The organism is Hominisplanchenecus murintestinalis (assembly GCF_943193015.1).
GTDB lineage: Bacteria > Bacillota > Clostridia > Lachnospirales > Lachnospiraceae > Hominisplanchenecus_A > Hominisplanchenecus_A murintestinalis.
This window is the reverse complement of sequence record NZ_CALPCM010000083.1, coordinates 1-5,004: the sequence shown is the minus strand read 5'-3', so window position 1 is coordinate 5,004 and position 5,004 is coordinate 1. Positions and strand designations below refer to the sequence as shown.

The following is a 5,004-nucleotide window of genomic DNA, read 5'->3' as shown; positions in this document are numbered from 1 at the left end:
CCGTCAAGGAGAGCCGGGGGCGGCTATCCTATCTCACCCCGGACAGGACGAAGCCCATCACCGCCCGGAAACTGGGTAATGATTTTGACCGTGCCGCCATACTGGAAGCACTCACCATAAACGCACAGAACGCCGCCAGAGCCGCCGAAACACCCGCACCCAAACAGGAATACCCCCACAGCATAAAAGACCGCTTACAGCGTAACAGAGCCGCCATAAACGCCCCGAAAAATGACGGAGTACAACGCATGGTAGACATAGCCGCCAAGAGAGCCGAGGGCAAAGGGAAAGGCTACGAGAAGTGGGCGAGTTTGCACAATCTGAAGCAAATGGCGGCGACCATGAGCATTTACGAGGAATCTGGCTTTTCTTCCCCGGAAGAACTGGAAGCCGCCCTTGCTGCCGCCAGCGCAGAGCTGTCAAACGTCCATGCGGAACTGAAAGCCGTGGAAAGCACTTTGCGGGAGAAAAAGGACTTACAGAAACAGCTATTGGCGTACATCAAGACCAAGCCAGCCCGTGACGGATTGCGGGCGCAGAAAACGGAGAAAGCCCGGAGAGCTTACCGGGAGCAGCACGAAAGCGAGTTTATCATTTCCGAATCTGCCGCCCGGTATTTCAAGGCACAGGGAATCTCCAAGCTGCCAGCGTCCAAAGCCCTACAAACGGAGATTGAGCAGCTTACCAAAGAGAAAAACGCCCTTTACAACGAGTACCGGGAGAAGAAAGCGAACGTCCGGGAATTGCAGACCGTGAAAAGCAATCTTGACAAGATATTACGCCGTGAGCCGGAACGGGGAAAGGGGCGGGAAAATGAACGGTAAACGCCCCTACATGGACTATCCACAGTACAGAGCCGCCCGCCGCCTTGTGCATGAGTGCTGCAACTACGATAACGGCAACTGTATCTTGCTGGATAACGGCGAGCCTTGCGTATGCGTCCAGAGTATCAGCTATTCGCTTATATGCCGCTGGTTTAGGATAGCCGTGCTGCCGCTGGACGGGAAACTGGAAGCCGCCCTACTCCACCGGGCAGACAGGAAACACTGTACCGAGTGCGGCGGGTATTTTCTCCCCAAGTCAAACCGGGGGAAATACTGCCCGGACTGCGCCGGACGCATGAAAAGAATCAAAGCCGCACAGCGCAAGCGGAAACAGAGGGATAAATGTCACGCTTTAGGATATTCCAGACCCCCGTAAATCAAGGCTTTTTTGACCGCCCTCAACGGGTAGCCGATACATTTATCCTTTACCCCCGAAAATGCCGTTTTAACTGCGTAACAGAAGCCACAGACAGGAGGTGAGAACCATAACCGAATACATCACAGCCGACACCATTATGCCGCCGTTTTTCCGATACCCCCGTTTTCTGCTGAAAATGGACTTGTCACAGACCGCAAAGCTGCTTTATTCGCTGCTCCTTGACCGTTCCGAACTCTCACAGAAGAACGGCTGGCAGGACAGCGAGGGCAGGACATACATTGTCTACCCTGTTTCGGAGATAGCGGAAATGCTGGATAAAGGCAGCACCGCCATAAAAGCCGCACTGAACGAGCTGGACGCTGCCGGGCTTCTGGTGAGGGAACGCCGGGGCTTCTCCGCACCGAACCGCCTTTATGTGAAAGTGCCGCAAGTGCCAGTGGTACAGTTTTCCGACCATATGACCGCCATACAGTCGGAAAACCGACCCTCTGATAGCCGGAAAAGCGACCCTCATAAGGACGGAAAACCGACCTTTGCGTTGGACGGAAAACCGACCCCTAACCAACTTACTATAAACAAACTAAAAGAGAACCAACTAAAAGGAGCGAGTGAGAAGCCGCCCGCCCCATTTGGCAGATACCAGAATGTTTTCCTCTCTGAAAGCGAATATGCGGAGCTGAAAGAGGAATACCCGGACAGGCTGGAACGGTTCATTGAGGAATTAAGCCAGCATATAGCCGCCAACGGGAAAAGCTACATCAACTATGCCGCCGCTATCCGTATATGGGCGGGGCGTGACAGGAAAGGCACGGGGAAGAAAGGAATCCCCGATTATTCCTACAAAGAGGGCGAGAGCCTTTGACAACAGAGATAGAACGCCCCGTAAACAGGGCGTAAAAAACCATGAACAAGGAGGAAGATTTTATGAGTGATTATGATAACGCCATTTTCCGGCTTGCCACGGCACAGGAAGCAGAGCCGGAGGACTACATAGGCGAGGACGGGCTTTTATACTGCGGGAAATGCCGCCAGCCCAAAGAAGCCTACTTCCCGGAGGGCAAGACCTTTTTCGGACGTGACCGACACCCCAAAGAATGTGACTGCCAGCGGAAACGCCGGGAAACGCTGGAAGCCGCAGACCGGGAACATAAACACCGGGAGGAAGTGGAACGGCTGAAAAGAAAAGGCTTCACCGACCCGGCTATGAGGGAATGGACTTTCGGGAACGACAACGGGAAATGCCCGCAAATGCACAAAGCCTATTCCTATGTGGAGCAATGGGAACAGATAAGCACCGGGAACTATGGATTGATTTTGTGGGGGAATGTCGGCACGGGCAAGAGTTATTTTGCCGGGTGTATCGCTAACGCCCTCATGGAAAAAGAGATTTCCGTGTGCATGACAAACTTTGCCTTGATACTCAACAACCTTGCCGCCAGCTTCAAAGACCGCAACGAATATATCTCCCGCCTTTGCAGCTTCCCCCTGCTTATCCTTGACGATTTCGGAATGGAGCGTGGCACGGAATACGGTTTAGAGCAAGTCTATAACGTGATTGACAGCCGATACCGCAGCAGAAAGCCGTTGATAGTCACCACAAATTTGACGCTGGAAGAATTGCAGAACCCGGAGGACACGCCCCACGCCCGCATTTATGACCGCCTTATTGAAATGTGTACCCCCGTCCGCATTACCGGGGAGAATTTCAGAAAAGCCGCCGCAAGGGAGAAAATGGAACAGCTTAAAAAGCTGCTGAATGGAAAGGAGATTTGCCTATGACCGACACGCCCAAGAGAAGCACCGCCACTACCGCCCGCCGCCCGGATTGCGTGACCGAGGTACGCCGGGGGAACACCGTCCTTGTGGTTTCCGGCTACTTCAAGCAAGGCACGACCGCCACCGCCGCCGACAAGATGATGAAAGTGCTGGAAGCCGAAAGCGCAGCCGGACACAAGCCACCTTTTACCACCTAAGCCGTGATATGGAAAAGCGGTCATGCCGGGGAGCGTGACCGCAAGAATTAAATATGGATTTGGAAATCAGCAAAATCAAATATACCGTCGCCTTGCTCTAATCTGCCTTCTCCTGCTAATTGACTAAAGGCTTTTTCAATCCTGTTTATTATATTTACAGGAATATTTAGCTGGTGATGTGCGGGCAAAACACGTTCTACGTCCAAATGCTGAATCTTTTTAACAGACTGCCAAAAAAGTTGAGGGTCTGTTGTGGGATAAAAAGCGTCAAGACAGCCGCTATATATCAAGTCGCCGGAATACAAGTATTTCCGTTCCGGTTCATAGAAACAGCAATGACCGGGTGAATGACCGGGAGTGTGAATAACTGTTATTTTTCGCTCTCCCAAGTCCAAACAATCACCGTCATGTAAAATTTGTTGCGGAGAAATTTTAGGCAGTTGATAACTGTCAATGGAAAAATCCAAAGGAAAATCACAGGGCTTACATACAAGATTATGTTTTACTGCTTGTAACGGAATGGGAAATTTGATTGATAACCACTCTTTTTCCGCTTCGTGGACTGCAATATTTTCAAAATATTTATGACCGCCAATGTGATCCCAATGTATATGCGTTGTTACAACCAAGACAGGAAGCAAGGTTAAGCTATCCACCACTTTTTTGATATTTGCAACTCCTAATCCAGTATCAATCAGTAATGCGTTTTTTACTCCGCATAACAGATAACAGTGGGTTTCTTCCCAATGCTTATCCTCATTGATTGCAAATGTATTATCATCAATTTTACTTACAGAGAACCAATTATCCATTTGCCACCTCTCATATCGCTAAAGCTATTGTTTGAAAACAAAGATAGTATAGCACAGAAATTTGAAATTTTCCACCTCAAACACTTTGCGATAAACCTTTATAAAAAAATGTGATATTTTTCGATATAAAGTAGCAAAAAGGACTGTACAGCAAGCCCCGCCCTATGGTATAATAGACCTACGGAATAGTGGGGCTGGCTGTCGGAAATGGAGGAAACCATGACAAGACAGACCACCCAAAAACTGATTACCGCCCTATATCCGAGATTGTCGCACGAGGACACGCTCCAAGGCGAATCCAACTCCATAAGCAACCAGAAGCGAATCCTTGAAGCCTACGCAAAACAGAACGGCTTTTCCAACCTCAAATGGTACACGGACGACGGATTCTCCGGGGCAAATTTCCAAAGACCCGGCTTCCAGTCCATGCTGGCCGACATTGAAGCGGGGCTTGTGGGAACGGTTATCGTAAAGGATATGTCAAGGTTAGGGCGAAACTATCTTCAAGTGGGAATGTACACCGAAATGATTTTCCCACAGAACGGCGTCCGCTTCATTGCTATCAATGACGGCGTTGACAGCGCACAGGGCGACAACGATTTTGCGCCCTTGCGTAATATTTTTAACGAATGGCTGGTGAGAGATACGAGCAAGAAAATCCGGGCGGTAAAACGCTCAAAAGGCATGAGTGGGAAGCCCGTCACAAGCAAGCCCGTGTACGGCTACCTCATGGACGAGGACGAAAATTTCATCATTGACGAAGAAGCCGCCCCCGTGGTAAAGCAGATTTACAGCCTATGCCTTGCCGGGAACGGTCCGACCAAGATAGCCCGTATGCTCACAGAGCAGGAAATCCCCACGCCGGGAACGCTGGAATACCGCCGGACAGGGAGAACCCGCCGCTACCACCCCGGCTATGAGTGCAAGTGGGCGGCGAACACCGTGGTACATATCCTTGAAAACCGGGAATACACGGGCTGCCTTGTGAACTTCAAGACCACCACCCAATCCTACAA

Annotated in this window: 6 protein-coding genes and 1 pseudogene; 6 read left to right on the top strand and 1 reads right to left on the bottom strand. The window is 50.6% G+C overall.

Annotated elements, in window-relative coordinates; genetic code table 11:
* From NFR99_RS14620 to NFR99_RS14600, 5 genes and pseudogenes are all read left to right on the top strand, one after another.
* Positions 1 to 824: pseudogene (locus tag NFR99_RS14620) on the top strand (relaxase/mobilization nuclease domain-containing protein); the annotation flags it as partial.
* Complete coding sequence (locus NFR99_RS14615; RefSeq protein ID WP_251354014.1) at positions 814 to 1,200, top strand: cysteine-rich VLP domain-containing protein; 387 nt, start codon at positions 814 to 816, stop codon at positions 1,198 to 1,200. The pseudogene NFR99_RS14620 and the gene NFR99_RS14615, both read left to right, overlap by 11 nt.
* Before the next feature lie 121 nt (positions 1,201 to 1,321).
* Positions 1,322 to 2,065 (top strand): replication initiator protein A, encoded by a 744-nt coding sequence (locus NFR99_RS14610; protein WP_330642221.1) that lies wholly within the window; start codon positions 1,322 to 1,324, stop codon positions 2,063 to 2,065.
* Between the two features lie 62 nt (positions 2,066 to 2,127).
* On the top strand, positions 2,128 to 2,982 hold the full coding sequence (locus tag NFR99_RS14605) for an ATP-binding protein (protein WP_251354013.1): 855 nt from the start codon (positions 2,128 to 2,130) through the stop codon (positions 2,980 to 2,982).
* On the top strand, positions 2,979 to 3,176 hold the full coding sequence (locus NFR99_RS14600) for a transposon-encoded TnpW family protein (protein WP_251354012.1): 198 nt from the start codon (positions 2,979 to 2,981) through the stop codon (positions 3,174 to 3,176). The genes NFR99_RS14605 and NFR99_RS14600 overlap by 4 nt, the downstream gene beginning before the upstream one ends.
* 47 nt (positions 3,177 to 3,223) lie before the next feature.
* Here the strand turns inward: NFR99_RS14600 and NFR99_RS14595 are convergent, their stop codons facing one another.
* Positions 3,224 to 3,988: an MBL fold metallo-hydrolase gene (locus NFR99_RS14595; protein ID WP_251354011.1), complete on the bottom strand. Its 765-nt coding sequence runs from the start codon at positions 3,986 to 3,988 to the stop codon at positions 3,224 to 3,226.
* 219 nt (positions 3,989 to 4,207) lie between these two features.
* Between NFR99_RS14595 and NFR99_RS14590 the strand changes: the two genes are divergently transcribed.
* On the top strand, positions 4,208 to 5,004 hold a 797-nt coding region (locus NFR99_RS14590; protein ID WP_251354010.1), incomplete at its 3' end, for a recombinase family protein.

Coding starts and splice junctions, on each gene's coding strand:
- NFR99_RS14615 (WP_251354014.1), top strand. CDS start 814: ATGAACGGTAAACGCCCCTACATGGACTATCCACAGTACAGAGCCGCC.
- NFR99_RS14605 (WP_251354013.1), top strand. CDS start 2,128: ATGAGTGATTATGATAACGCCATTTTCCGGCTTGCCACGGCACAGGAA.
- NFR99_RS14600 (WP_251354012.1), top strand. CDS start 2,979: ATGACCGACACGCCCAAGAGAAGCACCGCCACTACCGCCCGCCGCCCG.
- NFR99_RS14595 (WP_251354011.1), bottom strand. CDS start 3,988: ATGGATAATTGGTTCTCTGTAAGTAAAATTGATGATAATACATTTGCA.